The sequence below is a fragment of the Alphaproteobacteria bacterium US3C007 genome (assembly GCA_034423775.1).
GTDB lineage: Bacteria > Pseudomonadota > Alphaproteobacteria > Rhodobacterales > Rhodobacteraceae > Thalassovivens > Thalassovivens spotae.
In genome coordinates this window covers 2,937,358-2,954,398 of the sequence record CP139918.1, presented here as the reverse complement: position 1 = coordinate 2,954,398, position 17,041 = coordinate 2,937,358, and the positions used below count along the sequence as shown (strand labels likewise).

The following is a 17,041-nucleotide window of genomic DNA, read 5'->3' as shown; positions in this document are numbered from 1 at the left end:
TTGGTGATTTGAATTTATGACTAGAAGCTAGGGCAAACCGAACGCTCATGATACTATGAATAAAAAGCTATCTGATGAGATGCTTAAATTAGTGCGAAATATTACAGCGGAAGGCATTTAAGCTGCCAGCATGGATCAATTCACTGGGAAGCTGATGTCCAACAATATCTTCTGCCAATCGCCCAACTTCTATCAGCGCCTCTAAATTTACTCCGGTTTCAATTCCTAATTCTTCACAAAGTAAAACGAGTTCTTCAGTGCAAATATTACCAGCCGCTTTTGGCTGCCCAGCAAATGGACACCCGCCTAAGCCCGCAACCGTAGAGTCAAATCGGCGAATTCCCATTTTTAACGCAGCATATGCATTTGCAACGGCTAAACCCCGAGTATCATGAAGGTGAAGGGATATCTGCATCTCAGGCCACTCATTGCGCACTTCGCCTAAGACACTTTCAACTTTGTGAGGGGATGCCCAACCCATTGTATCTGCCAAAGAGAAATCTGTGATCTTAGCACCTGTCTCTTCCGCTATTCGCATTCCATCCTTCAAAGTATCCACAACGCAATTTGGCGTAATATCACCTTGATAATTGCATCCAAAAGCTGCCATCACTCCTATATTATTCACTCTGATCTTATGATCAAAATGGGCTGCGGCATGCCGTTTCATGGCCGCCAAATTCTCAATGTGGGATCTATTTAAATTTTTCTGGGTAAACCCTTCCGAAGCCGTTAGCGAAATTGAACCAGATAGCGTTAACTTATTTTTATATTCGAGCGCTCGGTCCAAACCCTTCCTATTAAAATAGAGCCCCGTGTAATTCACACCTTCGATTGCAGTAAACCCATCAACCACATCTTCTGCGTCTGCCCAACCCGGCACCAACCGCGGATTTACGAACGAGCAAACTTGAATATTTTTCAAACCAGTATGCGATAAAGCATCGACAAGCTTTATTTTCTCGGCGGTCGATATCGGACCAGGTTCAATTTGAAACCCTTCTCGCGGTCCCTCTTCATAAATTTCGACAAAATTTGGTAAATCAGAAATAAGCCAACCTCCTTAAATTGCGCATGGCTTGAAATTATTAAACGGCACCGAAGCGAGTATATCAGCTGTTCTATAATGCGTCATTCAAATAACAAAATTATCGAATGTAAGGAGCGTTTAAAAAGAAAGGAAATCATGCTAGATCAATCTCAAATGACAAATATCGAATAATCAGAGGAAAACATGGGCCCTGCATTAGTCCGAGAGTATCAAATCTTTGCTGGCACTTCAAAATGGCCTTGAAAGGCATCCGTGTAATAGAATTCTGTCATATGGTCATGGGGCCAACCTGTGGTATGATCTTAGGTGATCTTGGAGCCAACGTTATAAAAGTAGAGCCTTTAAGTGGGGATACAACCCGCCGGCTAGAACATGGCGGCGCCGGTTTCTTCGCCTCATATAACCGCAATAAGCGCTCTATTGCGCTTGATTTAAAATCGCCGCAAGGGCTTGAGATTGCTAAAAAACTGGCAAGCGGCGCCGATGTTGTAATTGAAAATTACAGGCCCGGTGCCCTTGAAAAACTTGGGCTTGGCTACACAGAACTGAGTGAGAATAATGCGGGCCTAATTTATTGTTCGTTAAAAGGCTTTCTAGAGGGACCATACGCAAATCGAACAGCACTTGACGAGGTGGTGCAGATGATGGCGGGTCTTGCTTATATGACAGGACCAGAGGGTAGGCCTTTACGCGCTGGAGCATCTGTTATTGATATTATGGGCGGGATGTTCGGAGTGATCGGCATCCAAGCGGCGTTGATACAGCGCGCCCTCACTGGAAAAGGGCAGGAAGTAAAAGCTGCTCTTTACGAAACAACCGTCCATGTGGTTGCACAACATATGTTACAATTTGCAACAACGGGTGTGCCATCTGCACCGATGCCCGAGAGCGCGAGAGCGTGGGCTGTGTACGATACTTTTGTAACGAAAGACGCTAAGCAAGTGTTCATTGGAATTGTCAGCGATAAACAATGGAAACTTTTCTGTGAGGCATTTCGGCGCAAAGATTTGCTAAATGATCCCTCCCTTACGACAAACAATCAGCGATTAGTTGCGCGCGATCGAATTCAACCGCTGTTGCAGAAATTGTTTAGCGCAATGACCCAGGCCGATTTAATGGCTATCTGTGAACGCATAGGGCTCCCATTCGCGCCGATCACCAAACCACATGAGTTATTTGAGGACCCTCACCTTAATCAATCGGGTAATCTGCTGAACATCACCCTACCCCATGGCCGCGGGAAAGCCCAAGTCCCCGGTCTCCCTTTAACCTTGGATGGACTTCGAACAGAAATCCGCCACGACTTGCCTGAGGTGAACGAACACGGTCGCGAGATTCTTGAAGAGTTGGGATACTCAAAGCTTCAAATACATGAAATCATCTCAGAAATGGGCAAAATGGAGCACGATTAGCACTTCTGAGGCGCCAATTTGAAAACGTTAAAAACTCCGCATAGCTGATCTCTTTAAATTGCGCAGCACATGGTTGCTTCGAGCCGAACCTGAAAAACACTGCAAGGCGCATAAATATCTGCCATGCAACCTACCTATTGTTCTTCTTGGCGAACGCTCTTCAACAGCGTTTCCATTGCAAAACGGCCAAGGGTGTTCGAAGCCATGAGGCTGGCGCGCGCGATGAGATTTTGAGATTACTGGCGCTTAACCGTGCTGCTCATGCAAATAAGTCTGTTAGATAGGTTGAAGTCAGAGATTAGAACTGGCTTATTAGGGCAGCCCTGAATCGGGCAAAGAACTGATATGCTTTCTGGGAGGAAACTCATGAATAAATACCTTCGCACAGCGGCCTTGGCCGCCACATCCACGCTGTTGTTGGCACTGCCAATGAAAGCGCAAGAATTAAACTTTTTCACAATTGGAACGGGCGGTACGGCATATACATACTACCCTGTTGGTGGTGTTATAGCGAACGCAATATCTAAACCTCCGGGATCACGCGAATGCGGCAAAGGTGGCTCTTGTGGGGTCGATGGACTGATCGCCTCGGCTGTTTCCTCACGTGGTTCTGTAGACAATGTGAACGCGATTATCTCCGGATTGCGCAACTCTGGTTTCGCACAATCCGATGTGGCCTATTGGGCTTTCACAGGGACCGGCACGATGGAAGGCAAAGAACCTGCCAAGGACCTGCGCACTATCGCCGCTCTTTTTGAAGAACATATCCATCTAGTAGCTATGGCTGATAGTGGCATAAACTCTGTCGCTGATCTCAAAGGCAAGCGCGTGTCACTTGATGAACCCGGTTCTGGCACATATGTCGACGCAAACCTGATCCTGGAAGCCAATGGCCTGTCATCTGATATGATTACTGCAGAAGCCTTAAAAGGCGGTGCAGCGTCGGAGGCACTGCGCAATGGAAAAATTGATGCGTTCTTTGTTGTCGCTGGATACCCAACGGGTTCTTTAGTTGAACTGGCCTCTGCAGCGTCTATCAAATTGGTTCCAATCGACGGTGCTGGTGCTGATGCTTTGACTTCCAAATATGGCTTTTTTGCATCTTCTGACATTCCTGAGGGTGCGTATGAGGGGGTAAAGACAACCACAACCGTAGCGGTTGGCGCGCAGTGGTTCACCTCGGCCAATGAAGACGAAGAACTAATCTACAATATCACCAAAGCGCTTTGGAACGATGAGAGCCGCAAGCTGCTGGACGTAGGACATGCCAAAGGCAAGACCATTACACCCGCTACCGCGCTGAATGGCGTTGGTGTCCCGCTGCACGCAGGTGCTGAACGCTTCTATAAAGAAGCCGGTCTTCTCAAGTAAGATTAGCTTTCAAACACTGGGCTCAAGTGGTGATAACCTCTTGGGCCTTTTTTGATCTTTAAGTTGGACAAAAATCATGACAGTCGACCAAAAGACCGATGACAAGATTGAAGATATGTCCGGCTCATCACCGGCCCTCAGCCCCGAGTTAACCGCCGAAGAATTGGCGGAAATAGAACGCAAATTTGATCCTGAGACTGCCTTTAGAGCAACGGGAACCACGCTTGGTTTTTTCATTGCAGCCGTTCTTGTGGCCATGTCCGTTTATCATTTCTATGCTTCTGGTTTTGGTCTGATCCGCGAACTTTTGCATCGCGGGATCCATTTGTCTTTTGTCCTGGGGCTTGTCTTCCTTCTATTTGGATGGCGTCGCGAAACCGGTCGAATTCCTGTGACTGGGATGTTTCAGCTCCAAGGCGTGCCGATCCTTGATCTGCTATTCTCGGCTTTGGCAGTTGCGGCTGCGATCTATCTGCCTTTACTTCCGCCCGAGATCGTCTCCGAGCGGGTCGGCAATCCGTCACAATCTGATGTTTTGATGGGTACCGCGCTTTTATTGCTTACGCTTGAAGCAACCCGCAGATCCGTAGGGCCAACACTGCCAATCATCGGTATTCTGTTCATTGCCTTCGCTTATTTTGGACCCTGGATGCCTGGCGCATTGAAGCATGGTGGTTCAAGTTGGCTTGGCATCATCAACCACCTTTATATGACCAATCAAGGTCTTTACGGCGTCGCTATTGGCGTTATGGCGCAATATGTATTTCTGTTTATCCTTTTTGGCGTGCTAGCAACCCGCATTGGGCTTGGCCAGCTGTTCATTGATTTAGCGATGGTTGTGGCTGGCCGCTATTCTGGCGGCCCTGCGAAAGTAGCGATATTTTCATCTGCTTTCATGGGAACAATTTCTGGATCGTCAATTGCCAATACTGTAACAACTGGCGCGTTAACAATCCCGGCGATGAAGCGTATAGGCTACCCCGCGCACTTCGCCGGCGCGACAGAGGCCACAGCCTCAACAGGGGGGCAAATAACGCCGCCAATTCTGGGGGCTGCAGCCTTTATTATGGTTGAATACCTTGAAATTCCCTTGCGAGATGTATTGGCAGCGGCTTTGTTTCCGGCTTTGCTGCATTATTTCGGTATTTTTATCATGGTCCATCTGGAAGCAAAAAAATTGGGCCTGCGCGGCTTAAGGGCAGAAGAGCTTCCTAAAATAGGTGTAGTGCTTAAGGATCATTGGCTATCAATAATCCCTCTGATTATTTTAGTTTATTTGATCTTATCTGGAAAAACACCCGACTATGCTGCGGTTTACGGGATCATTGCCTGTGTCATGGTTGGGATTTTAAACCCAAATCATCGCTTGTCACTGTCTGATTTATGGAACGCGCTAGGCTCCGGAGCGAAAAGCACACTTGCAGTGGGCGCAGCCGCCGCGACAGTTGGTATCGTTGTGGGGGTAGTTACCCTGACAGGGGTCGGCTTTCGTTTGGGCTATGTGGTGGTGCAAACTGCCACTGATATTGGCGAGGTCGTTGGGGGCATCTGGCCGCTCAATCACTTTAGCGTCGCTCAGTGGGCTTTGTTCTTCTCACTCGTTCTAATCGCGGTTGCGTGCATCATAATGGGCGCAGGCATCCCAACAACTGCGACATACATCATCCTCGTTGCTGTGGCGGCACCTGCACTGGCGCAATTGCAAGTTGAACCAATCGTATCGCATTTCTTCGTTTTTTATTATGGCGTTTTAGCTGACATCACTCCGCCCGTCGCACTCGCAGCCTATGCCGCGGCAGGTATCGCGGGGTCTAACCCGTTCAAAACAGGCAACACTGCGTTCCGGTTGGGTATTGCAAAAGCACTTGTTCCATTCGTGTTTGTCTATTCGCCAGCTTTACTTCTCGTTGCAGGTGGATTCACCTGGTGGGCTTTTACCTATACACTTGTCGGGGCAATGCTAGGCATCGGATCTCTTGGAGTAGCATTTTCCGGTTATCTAAGCGCCCCTCTCAAAAACTGGGAGCGTTGGTATGTCGGTATCACCGCGTTCTTGTTTATTGCGCCTGGTGTCTCGACAATGTTGGTGGGACTTGTCGCATTAGTTCCCATTGCCTTGATTCAACAAAAGCGAAGGAAGACAGGGCCCAGCGGTTGAACTTTAATGTCTCAATTGACCTTGATAACTTAGTGTAACAAACCCAATAGCAGCCATCCACGACAAAAGCTCGAAAGGCAGCTTTGACCGAATAACCAACTTCTAAGAAAAGTGCCGAAACCGGCAGCATATCGGCCACTAGTTTCATTCGAGCCCTACTTTGTTTTATTTATTCCTTCGCCTTTAAATCCTACAGAATGGACCGGGCATGGGGTCCACAAATGAATGGTGCTATCAGACGAATAAGAGCTCACATCAGATTGCTGAAAAAGCCTGAAACCATACGCTCAAAAATTGGTGCCAATCAGCGGGAGCAGCACCAAAATTCCGCTTTGCTGAATTATAAAGAGACCCTGCCAATTTGGGCAGGTGAAAAAATTTCGTTTGATAAGGGCGTTGCTTAAGTTTTTTATTCAAGTGATGGCAGTAGCAATTGGATAGAATTTGCCCGCGTAGAATTAATCTTTTATCAAAGTTCTATGCGTAGAGAGGCGCCACGTCTGCCCATCTTTTAAGAAATTTACCGCGGTCACTCGAAATTTTTGGCCATCATCCAACACAATATGATTAAAAACTAAGACGTCCTCATTTTCTGCCACAAGGTTTGGCTCTTCAAATTGCCAGTCACCCTCAACCAATTCTCTAATTTCTGATAGCCATTCACCACGATCTTGCATTCCATATTCTTTGAAAAACAAAAACTCTTCATGGACAACGCTTTCCATTCTTTCAATTGGCCCATTGTTCATAACATCAACAATAAAATTAAACTTTTCCAATAGGACAGCCTCCCGATTTGACCTAAAACAACTCGACGCACAAATATATGGTGTCGTTTATTTATGCTTTATTAGCAAAGCCCTGACCACGCTGCGAATGGACAACATCAATTAAATGAAAATTCAATCACTACAAATGCTTTCATTTAAACACCTAGCTTAGCTTTAAGACCACCATCAATCAGAAAGTCGCCACCAATACAAAAGCCGGCATCGGGCCCTACAAGATAGGCAACAAGCGCACCAATTTCTTCTACCGTTCCAATCCTTTTAATGGGATGAGATTCACCAAAACCAGAGAGCGTTTCTTCTACATCGCTACCCGGCTCTGTCAGTTCTGTTGCCGAAAACTCCAGCAGTGGGGTACGGATCGATCCTGGTGAAATCGAGTTCACGCGTATATTATCTTTAGCACAATCGACCGCCAACGCGCGAGTGAAGGCATGAATTGCACCTTTGCTGGTAGCATAACCCAAAACATTATTCTGGTTCAAATGCCCCTGAACGGAAGCGATGTTAACTATCGATGCCGTTCGCCGCGATTTTAACAGTGGATAGAGAAAATGGGCCATTAAAAAATAGCCAGTAAGATTGATGTCAATCACATTTCGCCATGCTTTTGGGGTCGTGGTTTCAATATTTCCGTACGTCTGAACACCAGCACAATTGATCAAAGCATCCAATCCGTCGATAACGCCATTAAGCTTGGTTGCAAAACTTTGAACAGCTGTTTCGTCTGATACATCCAAATCGATAACTTGAATTGGTTTTCCTTTGGTCGCATTTCTAGCCTTTGCATTATCGACTTCACTGTTGCCACATAAAACTACGCCAAAGCCCTCTGATATTAATTTTTGAGCAACTCCAAAGCCTATACCTGCACTGCCTGTCACAACCGCAATTTTGTCTGTATTCTTCCAGTTCATCATACAACCTCACTTCATTGATCTAGTGATGGTATCTTAAACTTGCAGGACGCAACAATTCACAATGATTTTAAACATCCTTCGTTAGAAAATTTGTTTTAACACCTAGAACGACACTAATCCGGAGTGAGGTTGCGAACAACGCGTTTCAGGATTTTGCAAATTCTATTACTTAGACTTTTTTAAAAACAACTTCGAGTATGATGCGCATAGGCTTTAGTCTTTAACTTGAAAAGAATGCGGTGCGTCCATTTCCAAGCCAGAATAAGCCTGCGTCCGGCTGCCGTCTTCATCCTTTTCTAAAAGATGGTCTACGCTATCAAGCCACTCAAGCCCGGCAATTTGACCCTCAACTATAGCATCGATACTTGGTATTCGACTGATTTGAACAATTTCACCAGTGTCTAGCTCTATTAAACTCCAAGTAAGGTCTGGCTTGTTCATAATTTCAGCCAAACGCTCAAGAGCCATTTTAAATTCATCTGAGCAACCATGCTTAGGTGTATATTTTATCACTGACCAAACTGCATTTTCCATTATTCATCCTAACTATTTTCTTATGACTAATGCGTTACAAAAATATGCAGAGGTTCTACAAACATTTTTCGAACAGCCTTGTCAATTTTGTAGGCTTTAATAGAGGTTATTTGACCAAAGAAGCTGCTTAGAAATGCTTAAACTGACATATCTAACCAATCCAAGGTTCCTAAATTCTTAAAGAATTGAAAATAATCCTCTATTTCTTCAATGCCAAAGTCTGTGAGGATTGTGCGCATAGGGTTAAATTTGTCAAACTTTCACGTCCGCCCAAACTTGATAGGGATCGCGACCGGAACACTCATTTTTATTAATGTGCATGATAATCGGGTATGCCACCGTTATTAAATTTTCATCTAAGCCATTTTCCGTAAGCGTAGTCATGATATCTTCTTCTGTTTCCGCCTCCCAATGACAAAAGAAAAAATCATCTGTTCCCACCCAGGTTGCAATACATTGAGCTTTAGGAAAATTCCATCGGTCTGCCCATTCGTAATCTGTACGAACCGTATTTTTCAAACTTTCAAAAGTATTTTTCTTGGCCAGTTCGCTTTTATAAGTGTGTATTGCCAGAAATGTTTTGCGCGCCATGAGCATTCTCCATTAATTTTTTTTCAGAATAACGCAGCGCAGAAATTTGTAGAGCGATTATTTAAGGTGTTTTTATTAATTCAGCGTAAAGTAAATCAAATACGGCCACGCAAGGTGCCTGCATAGCCGTATTAATGTTCCAATGTTTAAACTTGAGGCTGCTTTTCAACAGACACGTCTTTTTTTTCGTCTAAAGACCAAGCACCTGCGCCGTTTGCGAATAAAAATAAGAAACCTCCAGCAATCGCAATATTTTTCATAAAACTTGCCATTTCATTTTGATCAGCAAAATTATTATGAAAAATTAGAGCAGATAAAATGCTGAAACCAGCTAATCCCAAAGCAATCCAACGGGTTTGCCAGCCTATGATTATAGCTATACCGCCGAATACCTCTAAGATTATAACAAAAGGCAGAAGAAAGCTTGGGACGCCCATCGCCTCCATCAAACCCGCTGTAGCGCCGTAGTTAAACAACTTATTTAATCCAAACATTATGAAGATAAGCGAGATGAGTACCCTGCTCACTGGCGCGGCAAATGTAGCTGTTTTTTCCATTTCGAGATCCTTTATGTTATGCCTCACGGCGCTTTTTTGCCTCATAGGCAGATTTTTCGGCTAAGTACTCTTCTTCGCTCAACAGATGCCAACCGATGCAATTACCATTTGGTGATCGTCCGCAGGCACATTTTTTTCCATCCATGATATGCTCCTTTTCAAATTCAAAATCATAAGTTGGATATAAAATTTTTTGAGCTCTAGATAAGGCGTAAAAAACTGGTCAAAAGGTTCTATTTATCAGCACAGGAATTCGTAGCGCATCAAACAAGCAACATCGCCGCAACCCTCTCATAAAAACCGAACCGACTATTCAATGCTGATTTTTTCAAACCCTTAACAAAAGTGATTTTAGGATTGTGAAATGCCGTTTTTGCCTTTGATAAATCTGAGACGCTTGTCAAAAGCTTGGCATCACCGCGAGGGTAGATCATGATTTACAGGTTCAAGAGTTGGCGCTTCTTACGCTTAAAAAAAGACAAGCAATAAATTTTGCGGCGGCTACAGTTAAAAGCCTCGAAGGGCAGCGAGATTATAGATACCAATCATAAATGGGCTTAGTGGGCCGCAATAGCGGCTATGCCTTCCAGCGCAATGTTCTGGAGAAGGAAGCCGCACAGGCGCATGCTTGCCCCTAATGGGTACTTCATGCGCCAGTAGCGTCGCATAATCACGCTTCAGCATCACTTTATAGATTTTTCCAGTCACGAGGCCCTGTAAGGCCGCTAAGTAATTCTTTTATTTTAGAAGCCTTTGGCTACGGTTTTAACAATCTAAAAAGAAGAGATAACAATGATATTCAAGCACAAGAACCGCGCTATCCTAGACAATTGGAACAAAGAAGAATTTTAAAAAAATATCCGGATTACATGTTCATTCGCGAAACTGAGCTTGTTAGATTGGATGACTGGGCGGATAAAATGGAAAAACGGGTCGTCAGCGGCGAGTTCCTGAAAGATACGAAAGACCGAAGAAAGACATCTTTGGTGCGTGAAAATGAACATCTATCTGAATTGCGGTTGGAAGAAGGCGGCGATCGAATTACTCTCGTTGTTTAAAAAAAGAAGGGTCTGGTACAGTAAAAGCCGCTCGCACTTGGGAAAGCTTCAATCTCACCGACGAAGTTGTTTTTCAGCGCCACAATTTAAATCTGCGTCTTACTTCTCAGGCCCCAGCCAAAAGGCAAATGCACCGCTCATCGTTCCTTTGACAGTCGCAGATAAAGTCATTGCTCCTGTTTAATCTAGCATCCGCGGCTGGCGTTTCGCAGTGATATTTTCAATAGCATCGGCAAGATGAATATCCGCGATTGCCGTGTCACCATTCGCAACGCGCAGGCGGTGCGCCTCGGCCAAAACGTCAGCATGCGTTGACCCTTCTGGCGGTTCAAACCGGTAACATGCCAGCTCAACACGCAACCCAAGCGGGTCGTGAAAATATATACTGTTCATAAACCCGCGATCTTTAACCGGCGTGTGCTTAATGCCGCGCTCCTTTAATCGTTCGCTGACTTGGGTCAGGACCACGCGTGACACAGAGAAGGCCAGATGGTGCACGGCCCCTATCTGATCTTTTAGAAAGCTTCCGGAAGGTTTTCTGCTTTCATCGGTAAAAACTGTGATGGTTTGGCCATTACCCGCAGCAAAATATAGGTGGCCTTGAGACTGGTCATCTAAATTAGGCTGATCAAATATTAAGGAAAAACCCAATAAACCTTCCCAAAAATCAATCGAGGTTTGGCGGTCTGCACCAGTCAGAGTGATATGATGTATGCCTTGAGCTTGTATCTTGCGCATTATTAAAGTTGGTCCTCGATAAAATTTACAGGCTTCATCTAACGACTGGCAGTTGATCTAGTCCTTGTCATTCATAATCTAGAGCGCTTTCTGTCACACGCCAGAAATTGCAATGTCTATTCTTCCTAACGCCTGACCGTTAAACGCGGCTGCAACCGTGCAGCCTATCAAATACGTCCAAATAACTTACGCTGGTACTTTTTCAGCGTGATAGGCTGACCAACCTGAGCGCCTGCTGAGATAAACCAGTAATGCTAAAAATTTGCTTATCTTTTGAGCATATTACATTATTTTTTACCCTCCAAAAAAAATAAATTGAAAAAAGGCCTTTATAGCGGTCTGATCAACTCAGTTATTTAAACCATAAATGGACATACTGAAATCATGAAAAAAATAGTTATGTTATTGCTTGCCGGTTTAGTCTTCGCAGTAAACGCCCACGCTGAGGATAATGCATTGGCGTCCAAGAGTGTGCATTGGTACATCAAAGCAAAGGTAATCACTGAAGATATTGATGCTTTGAAAGCAGTTATCTCTGAACTTGTTGAAATAACAAAAACTGAAACTGGTGTAACAAATTATGAGTTTTATCTCAGTGAAAATAACATGCTCTACGTCTTTGAACGTTACTTAAACTCTGACGCGGGTGCGGTGCACGGCGCTAATGTTGGAGAAACTGAGGCAATGAAAAATATCTTCTCAATGCTGGAACCAAAAGAATTCGTTTTATTTGGTGGCCCCTATGAAGGGCCGTGGGGGGATTATATTAAATCACAAGGTATTTCGCCAAAATTAATAGGTGGTTTTAATCGCTAGCTTAAACTTAAATGAGTGGGCTGAGCGATCAGCTCCTCAATCGCAACATCCTTTAAAGCCGCTCTAGTCTCTCTTTGCACCACGGATCATTTATGTTCTAAATTCACGAAAGAAAAAAGGAAGCAAGTAATGGCTGAACTAAACGCACACTCTAACCGCATGGTCTTAGTATTTAATTGCAAGGTTAAAAACGCCAGTGATTTCAAGGCTTGGTCTAAAGATCGAGCGGCAAAATATGTCTACGGCTGTAAAGAAGAAAACACTATTAGTTACGAATGGCACATTTCTGATGACGGATCTGAAGCCACTCTTATAGAAACATTTGTAGACAGTGACAGCATGATGGTACGCCTTGGAAACCACGGGGCCAGCCCAATTGCGGCTGAAGTTTTGGAGCTAGTCGACATAACTGGCGTTCTATGTTTAGGTAATGCCAAGCAAGATGCCATAGATGCTTTGTCCGCTTGGGGTGCGATCTTTCACGCGCACCATGCTGGCTTTCACAAAAGCAATTAGGCAGCGTATTTAATGAGCGGGCTGAGCGATCAGCTCCTCAACACTTGTATGCCTGAAAGCCGCTCTAGCCTCTCCATCTACCTTGGCCGTGCCATTCGCCGTGGGTGGAGCAAAGTCCGTTTGATTTAACGACATTAAACGGATGGTAAGCCGCTGACGCCGCTCAAGCGTATCGATCACCAATAGAAACGGGTTTGTAATTGGCGCCCCGCGTTTATTCTTAATCATCATCCCCATGGCATCCAGCTCAATCTGAGCAGCGCGGATGTCAGCATCCATCTGTACAGTTTTCTCTAATAAGATGACGTCCATATCACGCCAGTGTGACCTCGCGAGAGCGCGGGAGAACTGATGCCAGATTGTTAGCTCAGCCTCTCTGCGTAGCTGCATACCAGCAGGCAATAGGATGAAATTATTGATAGTATCAAAAATCCTACGACTGCAGAGGTCGACCTGTTTGGTCTGGTTATTTTTTCATTTCCGAACCTGTTTAGAGATTGCCATACATGTGTCAATATGATATTATAATTCCATTATGTACCTTTGTTTTATAAAACTCCTGAACGATGGTCTCTAATGCCCTCACTTAATTTTAGTGGGGGTTTTTTTCTTAGACGAGAAGATTGTTTGATGTGGATTCAGGTTTCTTGCTTTTGGCTTTAAGCGATTGGACTACCGCCCGCCTTTATTTTAAAAGAATCCAAAATTTTAAGGCATCCATGACATATTTACAGACTTTCATCTTAGTTTTCACAGCGCTTATAATTGCAATGGGAAACCTCTTTATCCCTCGCTACTTTGATCGGCAGCAAGAGTTGCGAGATCGCAGCGCAGACTGCGTAACCTATCGCCACTATGCTCAGTCTTACGAAGTTGATGTGGCTAAAACTGGTGAGTTCTATATGGCCAAAGGTGATTGTACTAGAATATTCCCGGGTACTTTGGGTCGTTTGGCTAACCCTTAGCGTTAAAGAGATCAGTGTTTTTTAAAGCAATTTCCATTTGAAATGAGGCAGATTGACTAGGATAGAGCACAATCCATTTCTATGCTGATATACCAGCTATACGATTTTGTTGATGGAGAGTTCTTTGGATGACGGAGAATGAAAAGTAGGCGCTCAGGAATTCAATGGCGGGTAAAAAAGTTTCCGAAATGACCACATAAGAGCGCAAGCTTTTTGTTCAAGAGTTCCAATATAGATTTGCGCAAAAGCCTTAGAAAAAGGATACAACTATAAAACCTGCCCAGCTTTCTACGCCTAAAGATCTAACTATTGGGTATCGTAGCCGCATAAATTTAATCAAAGACGGTAACTTTAATGGATATATTTGTAAGCAAAGAGTTCAAATAAATTTAACGCTTTTCGATTCAAACAGATAGGGTGTTAATCATGAGTGACGATTACTTCTAGCCAGTGTTTAGACCTTCGGTTTGCAAAAGCACGGCTCGCCTAATCGCGGTCTTTTTCATCAGTAGCAGAGCCTGGGCGGATCAAGTTCACCAAATTCCACCGGATCACCAAAGCTGACACTGCCAGCAGCAAGATGGCGCTACTTTCATAAAGTAAATCAATGGTGTTTATGCCCTTGCCTTGCAATATAATCAAACGGCAAAGTGCCGTTATTGCTATAAAAATTGGTACCGTTATCGGAATTTTTCGATATTTATAAAATGCTGCGACCATTCCCAAAACCTCAGCATAAATAAACAATAACAAAAGATCGGTCAGCTTCACTGCACGGATAGAAACCACTGATATAATCTCAACTAAAACGGCGTAGGCGGTTAAAAATGCGATTACGACAAGCAGCGATTTTTCCATCAAAGTGATGAAACTATACCAGTCAAATTTCAGTTTTTTTATCTTTTCCATGACGGAAATGTAAACCGTAGACGTATCATGTCCACTATGATGGCCTATTTTTGTAACTTTCAACGCTCGTGGGATCGTAGAACAACTGCTTAAAAAAGTAACTTTGTGTTTAGAGGACCTACGGCAAACGATACCTTGTTTGGCTGAAGATTTGACAAACGCAAATTAATAAAATTGAGCTAAATTAAATACTATTAAAGAGAGAAGATATGACAACTGAAGATTTGGTGACCTCCGCACATCGCGCATTTGGCGCGGAAAATATGGAAGCATTATCTTACCTTAATTACCCCGATTGCACCTAAAACATCCATGTCCAACATGCTTTATCTGGAACCTACCATGGCTTTACTGCCTTTCTTGAGGGCTCTCTAAGCAAGCTAAATGATGCATGGCCCGGATTTATGCCATATATCGATAAAGTCGTCGCGAAGGGCACCAGCGTTTTTGTACCGCCAACATGTTCAGTCGATGGCGGCTTAAGCGGCAAGGCTATCCATCATTTCGTGGTCATAGACGGTCTATAATTTAGCTGTGATATTTATTGGGGCGGGTGAATATTGAGCGGAGCATTGTAAGATTTGAAATGAATTTAATGAGCGAGCTGAACAATCAGCCCCTCAAAAGCAACATTCTTGAATACGTTTCGTGTCTTATCCCTCTAAAGCTGCGCCAGTATTTAACTGCCATAAAATGGTTTTAGGATGGCCTCGAAGCCTTATTTTGATGAAAATATGTGAAGCAGTTGCGCCAGATTGATGTTCATTTGCACGATGGTTTGGAGGTTGTAAGTGCGTGTGGCAAAGCTGGGATTTCTGATAAGAGTTGTTATTTCTGGCGCAAGACGTTTTGAGGTCTTTCGCGTTCGCAGGTTTCTAAGATGAAATCGTTCAAGAACGAATACGAGTGCTTGAAAAAGATCGTTGCTGACTTGCATTGAGGCCAGGTGTTTCTCAAGGAAAGCCTTGATCATCCGAAGCCGCGGGCGGGACGCGGGTTCAGCTTCGTCAGGCTGCGAGCCACATACCTCCAACCACATTTGGACCATCGACTTTGTTCACGATGAGCTTCGCACTGGGCGCAGCTCAAAAATGCTGACGGTTCTAGATGAATGTACCCGTAATGCGCGCTGCGTAGCAATGCGGCTCAAAATGAATGCGAACGATGTTTAAACGCACTGCAACAACTGTTTATAAAACACGGCAGGCCGCCAGAGTTCATTCGCTCTGAAAAGGGCTGAGTTCATCGCCACGGCTCTACAGGACTGACTGAAGAGAGTGGAGATCAAACCGATGTAAACCTCTCCGGGCTCACCTTGGGAATGTAGAGGGATCTTTCACCACAGATCGAGGGACAGAAATTCCGCGCGCGGCTCGCAGCGTGAGTTGTTTAAATTTGGGGTGGATGGTGACGTAATTTTTTTGGCAAACCGGATGAAATTGCACATCTATCAATCTTATTTATCAAAATTTATCCAAATAGTGAGGTAAATGTTGATTGATTAGGGTGGTTTTTACTACTGCGCATTTTGCGTAAATCTATCTGCTCACTGCTTTATACTTATTTTTTTGAAAGCTAGCGAAGCAATGTTGATTTTCTGGCGGTGCTATCAGGCAAACCGGTTCACGCCGCAAAAGGGTGCTCTCAACTTGACATGCCTAATTATCAGCAGCGCTTAATGGGTAACTATGTTTTATTTGTTTGTTTCGTACCAGCTGAAGGATCTGTCAACTGGTTTTGAAACAGCCTTATTAAAGATGTCAGTCAAGACCTGATGGATAATTTCAAGACATCGCATAAGCAAGAAAGTTTGTTCTGAAAGTATCTAAGCTAGTCATGAAAACATGAGTTCTGGCATACTTATAAATTTACGATACGCATTCATAAACCTTGCGGCATCAGCTCCATTTATGATGCGATGATCATAGCTTAAATCCAATGGAATTGTCGGAATAGCCTGCCAAGTAGAACCATCCCAATATGGTCTAAATTCGCTACGCGATAGCCCAAGAATTGCCACTTGAGGCGGGTTTACAATAGGTGTGAAAGCCGTTCCGCCTAACCGCCCAAGATTGGAGATTGTGATCGAGCCACCTGCCATTTCCTCAGGTCGCAATTTGCGCGACTGTGCTTTCTCTACTAAATCTGAGACTTCACTAGAGATGTCCCATAACCCTTTTTCAGTCACATCTCTCAGAACGGGAACAACCAATCCGTAGGGTGTATCAACCGCAAGTGCGATATGCACATATTGCTTCAATATAAGATGTTTTTTATCCGCGGAGATAGATGCATTGAAGCGCGGGAATTTGAGCAAACATTCGGCGAGCGCTCTGAGATGAAAGGCCAATGCGGTTAACTTAACACCGCGCTGTTGAGCTTCAGATTTCACTCTTTCGCGAAATGCTTCAATGGCGCTGATCTCGGCATAATCATGGTGCGTGACTTGAGGAATCATCGCATTTGCAGCTGAAAGATTCGCTTCTGCGACCTGCTCAATGCGGGTCAAGGGTTCTACGCTTATGGGTCCGAATTGCGCGTGGTCAATCGCCCAATATTCTGCCGTATTTGCCACGGCTGACGCAACACCGGTGCCTGGATTTGTGTTTAGAGTTGCGCAAAAGCGGTCAATATCCTCTTTACCCAGCACGCTCCGT

The 17,041-nt window shown here is 44.5% G+C and carries 19 protein-coding genes; 8 read left to right on the top strand and 11 right to left on the bottom strand.

All coding sequences use genetic code 11. The features are described 5' to 3' along the window. Positions 1-88: 88 nt before the first annotated feature. Positions 89-1,051 (bottom strand): hydroxymethylglutaryl-CoA lyase, encoded by a 963-nt coding sequence (locus tag UM181_14050; protein ID WQC64768.1) that lies wholly within the window; start codon positions 1,049-1,051, stop codon positions 89-91. A 233-nt stretch (positions 1,052-1,284) separates the two neighbouring features. Between UM181_14050 and UM181_14045 the strand changes: the two genes are divergently transcribed. The 4 genes from UM181_14045 (at position 1,285) to UM181_14030 (ending at position 6,396) form a co-directional block, all read left to right on the top strand. Beyond that, positions 1,285-2,463 (top strand): CaiB/BaiF CoA-transferase family protein, encoded by a 1,179-nt coding sequence (locus UM181_14045; GenBank protein ID WQC62426.1) that lies wholly within the window; start codon positions 1,285-1,287, stop codon positions 2,461-2,463. A gap of 366 nt (positions 2,464-2,829) precedes the next feature. Continuing rightward, positions 2,830-3,834: a TAXI family TRAP transporter solute-binding subunit gene (locus tag UM181_14040; GenBank protein ID WQC62425.1), complete on the top strand. Its 1,005-nt coding sequence runs from the start codon at positions 2,830-2,832 to the stop codon at positions 3,832-3,834. A gap of 115 nt (positions 3,835-3,949) precedes the next feature. Further along, positions 3,950-5,992: a TRAP transporter permease gene (locus UM181_14035; protein WQC64767.1), complete on the top strand. Its 2,043-nt coding sequence runs from the start codon at positions 3,950-3,952 to the stop codon at positions 5,990-5,992. A gap of 221 nt (positions 5,993-6,213) precedes the next feature. Further along, positions 6,214-6,396 carry a hypothetical protein gene (locus UM181_14030; GenBank protein WQC62424.1) on the top strand — a complete coding sequence of 61 codons (183 nt, stop codon included), beginning with the start codon at positions 6,214-6,216 and terminating at the stop codon, positions 6,394-6,396. A 54-nt stretch (positions 6,397-6,450) separates the two neighbouring features. Here UM181_14030 and UM181_14025 read toward each other — a convergent pair whose 3' ends face one another. The 6 genes from UM181_14025 to UM181_14000 form a co-directional block, all read right to left on the bottom strand. Then, positions 6,451-6,771: a hypothetical protein gene (locus UM181_14025; GenBank protein WQC62423.1), complete on the bottom strand. Its 321-nt coding sequence runs from the start codon at positions 6,769-6,771 to the stop codon at positions 6,451-6,453. A gap of 146 nt (positions 6,772-6,917) precedes the next feature. Continuing rightward, on the bottom strand, positions 6,918-7,700 hold the full coding sequence (locus UM181_14020; GenBank protein ID WQC62422.1) for an SDR family oxidoreductase: 783 nt from the start codon (positions 7,698-7,700) through the stop codon (positions 6,918-6,920). Positions 7,701-7,913: 213 nt separating this feature from the next. Then, entirely contained in the window at positions 7,914-8,234 is a 321-nt protein-coding gene (locus tag UM181_14015) for a hypothetical protein (GenBank protein ID WQC62421.1), read from the bottom strand. Positions 8,235-8,486: 252 nt separating this feature from the next. Continuing rightward, positions 8,487-8,825: a hypothetical protein gene (locus UM181_14010; GenBank protein WQC62420.1), complete on the bottom strand. Its 339-nt coding sequence runs from the start codon at positions 8,823-8,825 to the stop codon at positions 8,487-8,489. A gap of 146 nt (positions 8,826-8,971) precedes the next feature. Further along, on the bottom strand, positions 8,972-9,382 hold the full coding sequence (locus UM181_14005) for a DoxX family protein (GenBank protein WQC62419.1): 411 nt from the start codon (positions 9,380-9,382) through the stop codon (positions 8,972-8,974). Between the two features lie 16 nt (positions 9,383-9,398). Continuing rightward, entirely contained in the window at positions 9,399-9,527 is a 129-nt protein-coding gene (locus tag UM181_14000) for a hypothetical protein (protein ID WQC62418.1), read from the bottom strand. A gap of 685 nt (positions 9,528-10,212) precedes the next feature. On the opposite strand from UM181_14000, the gene UM181_13995 reads away from it, so the two are divergent. After that, positions 10,213-10,440: a hypothetical protein gene (locus UM181_13995; protein WQC62417.1), complete on the top strand. Its 228-nt coding sequence runs from the start codon at positions 10,213-10,215 to the stop codon at positions 10,438-10,440. A 180-nt stretch (positions 10,441-10,620) separates the two neighbouring features. Here UM181_13995 and UM181_13990 read toward each other — a convergent pair whose 3' ends face one another. After that, complete coding sequence (locus UM181_13990; GenBank protein ID WQC62416.1) at positions 10,621-11,178, bottom strand: VOC family protein; 558 nt, start codon at positions 11,176-11,178, stop codon at positions 10,621-10,623. A gap of 384 nt (positions 11,179-11,562) precedes the next feature. Here UM181_13990 and UM181_13985 point away from each other — a divergent pair, with 384 nt between their 5' ends. Continuing rightward, entirely contained in the window at positions 11,563-11,994 is a 432-nt protein-coding gene (locus tag UM181_13985) for a hypothetical protein (protein ID WQC62415.1), read from the top strand. A 129-nt stretch (positions 11,995-12,123) separates the two neighbouring features. Then, positions 12,124-12,510, top strand: a complete 387-nt coding sequence (locus UM181_13980) for a hypothetical protein (GenBank protein ID WQC62414.1) — start codon at positions 12,124-12,126, stop codon at positions 12,508-12,510. Between the two features lie 9 nt (positions 12,511-12,519). On the opposite strand, the gene UM181_13975 is transcribed toward UM181_13980, so the two are convergent. Next, positions 12,520-12,822, bottom strand: a complete 303-nt coding sequence (locus UM181_13975; GenBank protein ID WQC62413.1) for a hypothetical protein — start codon at positions 12,820-12,822, stop codon at positions 12,520-12,522. Between the two features lie 311 nt (positions 12,823-13,133). On the opposite strand from UM181_13975, the gene UM181_13970 reads away from it, so the two are divergent. Further along, positions 13,134-13,475, top strand: a complete 342-nt coding sequence (locus UM181_13970; protein ID WQC62412.1) for a hypothetical protein — start codon at positions 13,134-13,136, stop codon at positions 13,473-13,475. A 486-nt stretch (positions 13,476-13,961) separates the two neighbouring features. Here UM181_13970 and UM181_13965 read toward each other — a convergent pair whose 3' ends face one another. Next, the gene (locus UM181_13965) at positions 13,962-14,447 is read right to left on the bottom strand and encodes a phosphate-starvation-inducible PsiE family protein (protein WQC62411.1); all 486 of its coding nucleotides are present in this window, start codon (positions 14,445-14,447) and stop codon (positions 13,962-13,964) included. A 1,771-nt stretch (positions 14,448-16,218) separates the two neighbouring features. Further along, positions 16,219-16,893, bottom strand: coding sequence for a 2-oxo acid dehydrogenase subunit E2 (locus UM181_13960; protein ID WQC62410.1), 675 nt, complete (start codon positions 16,891-16,893; stop codon positions 16,219-16,221). Positions 16,894-17,041: the final 148 nt, after the last annotated feature.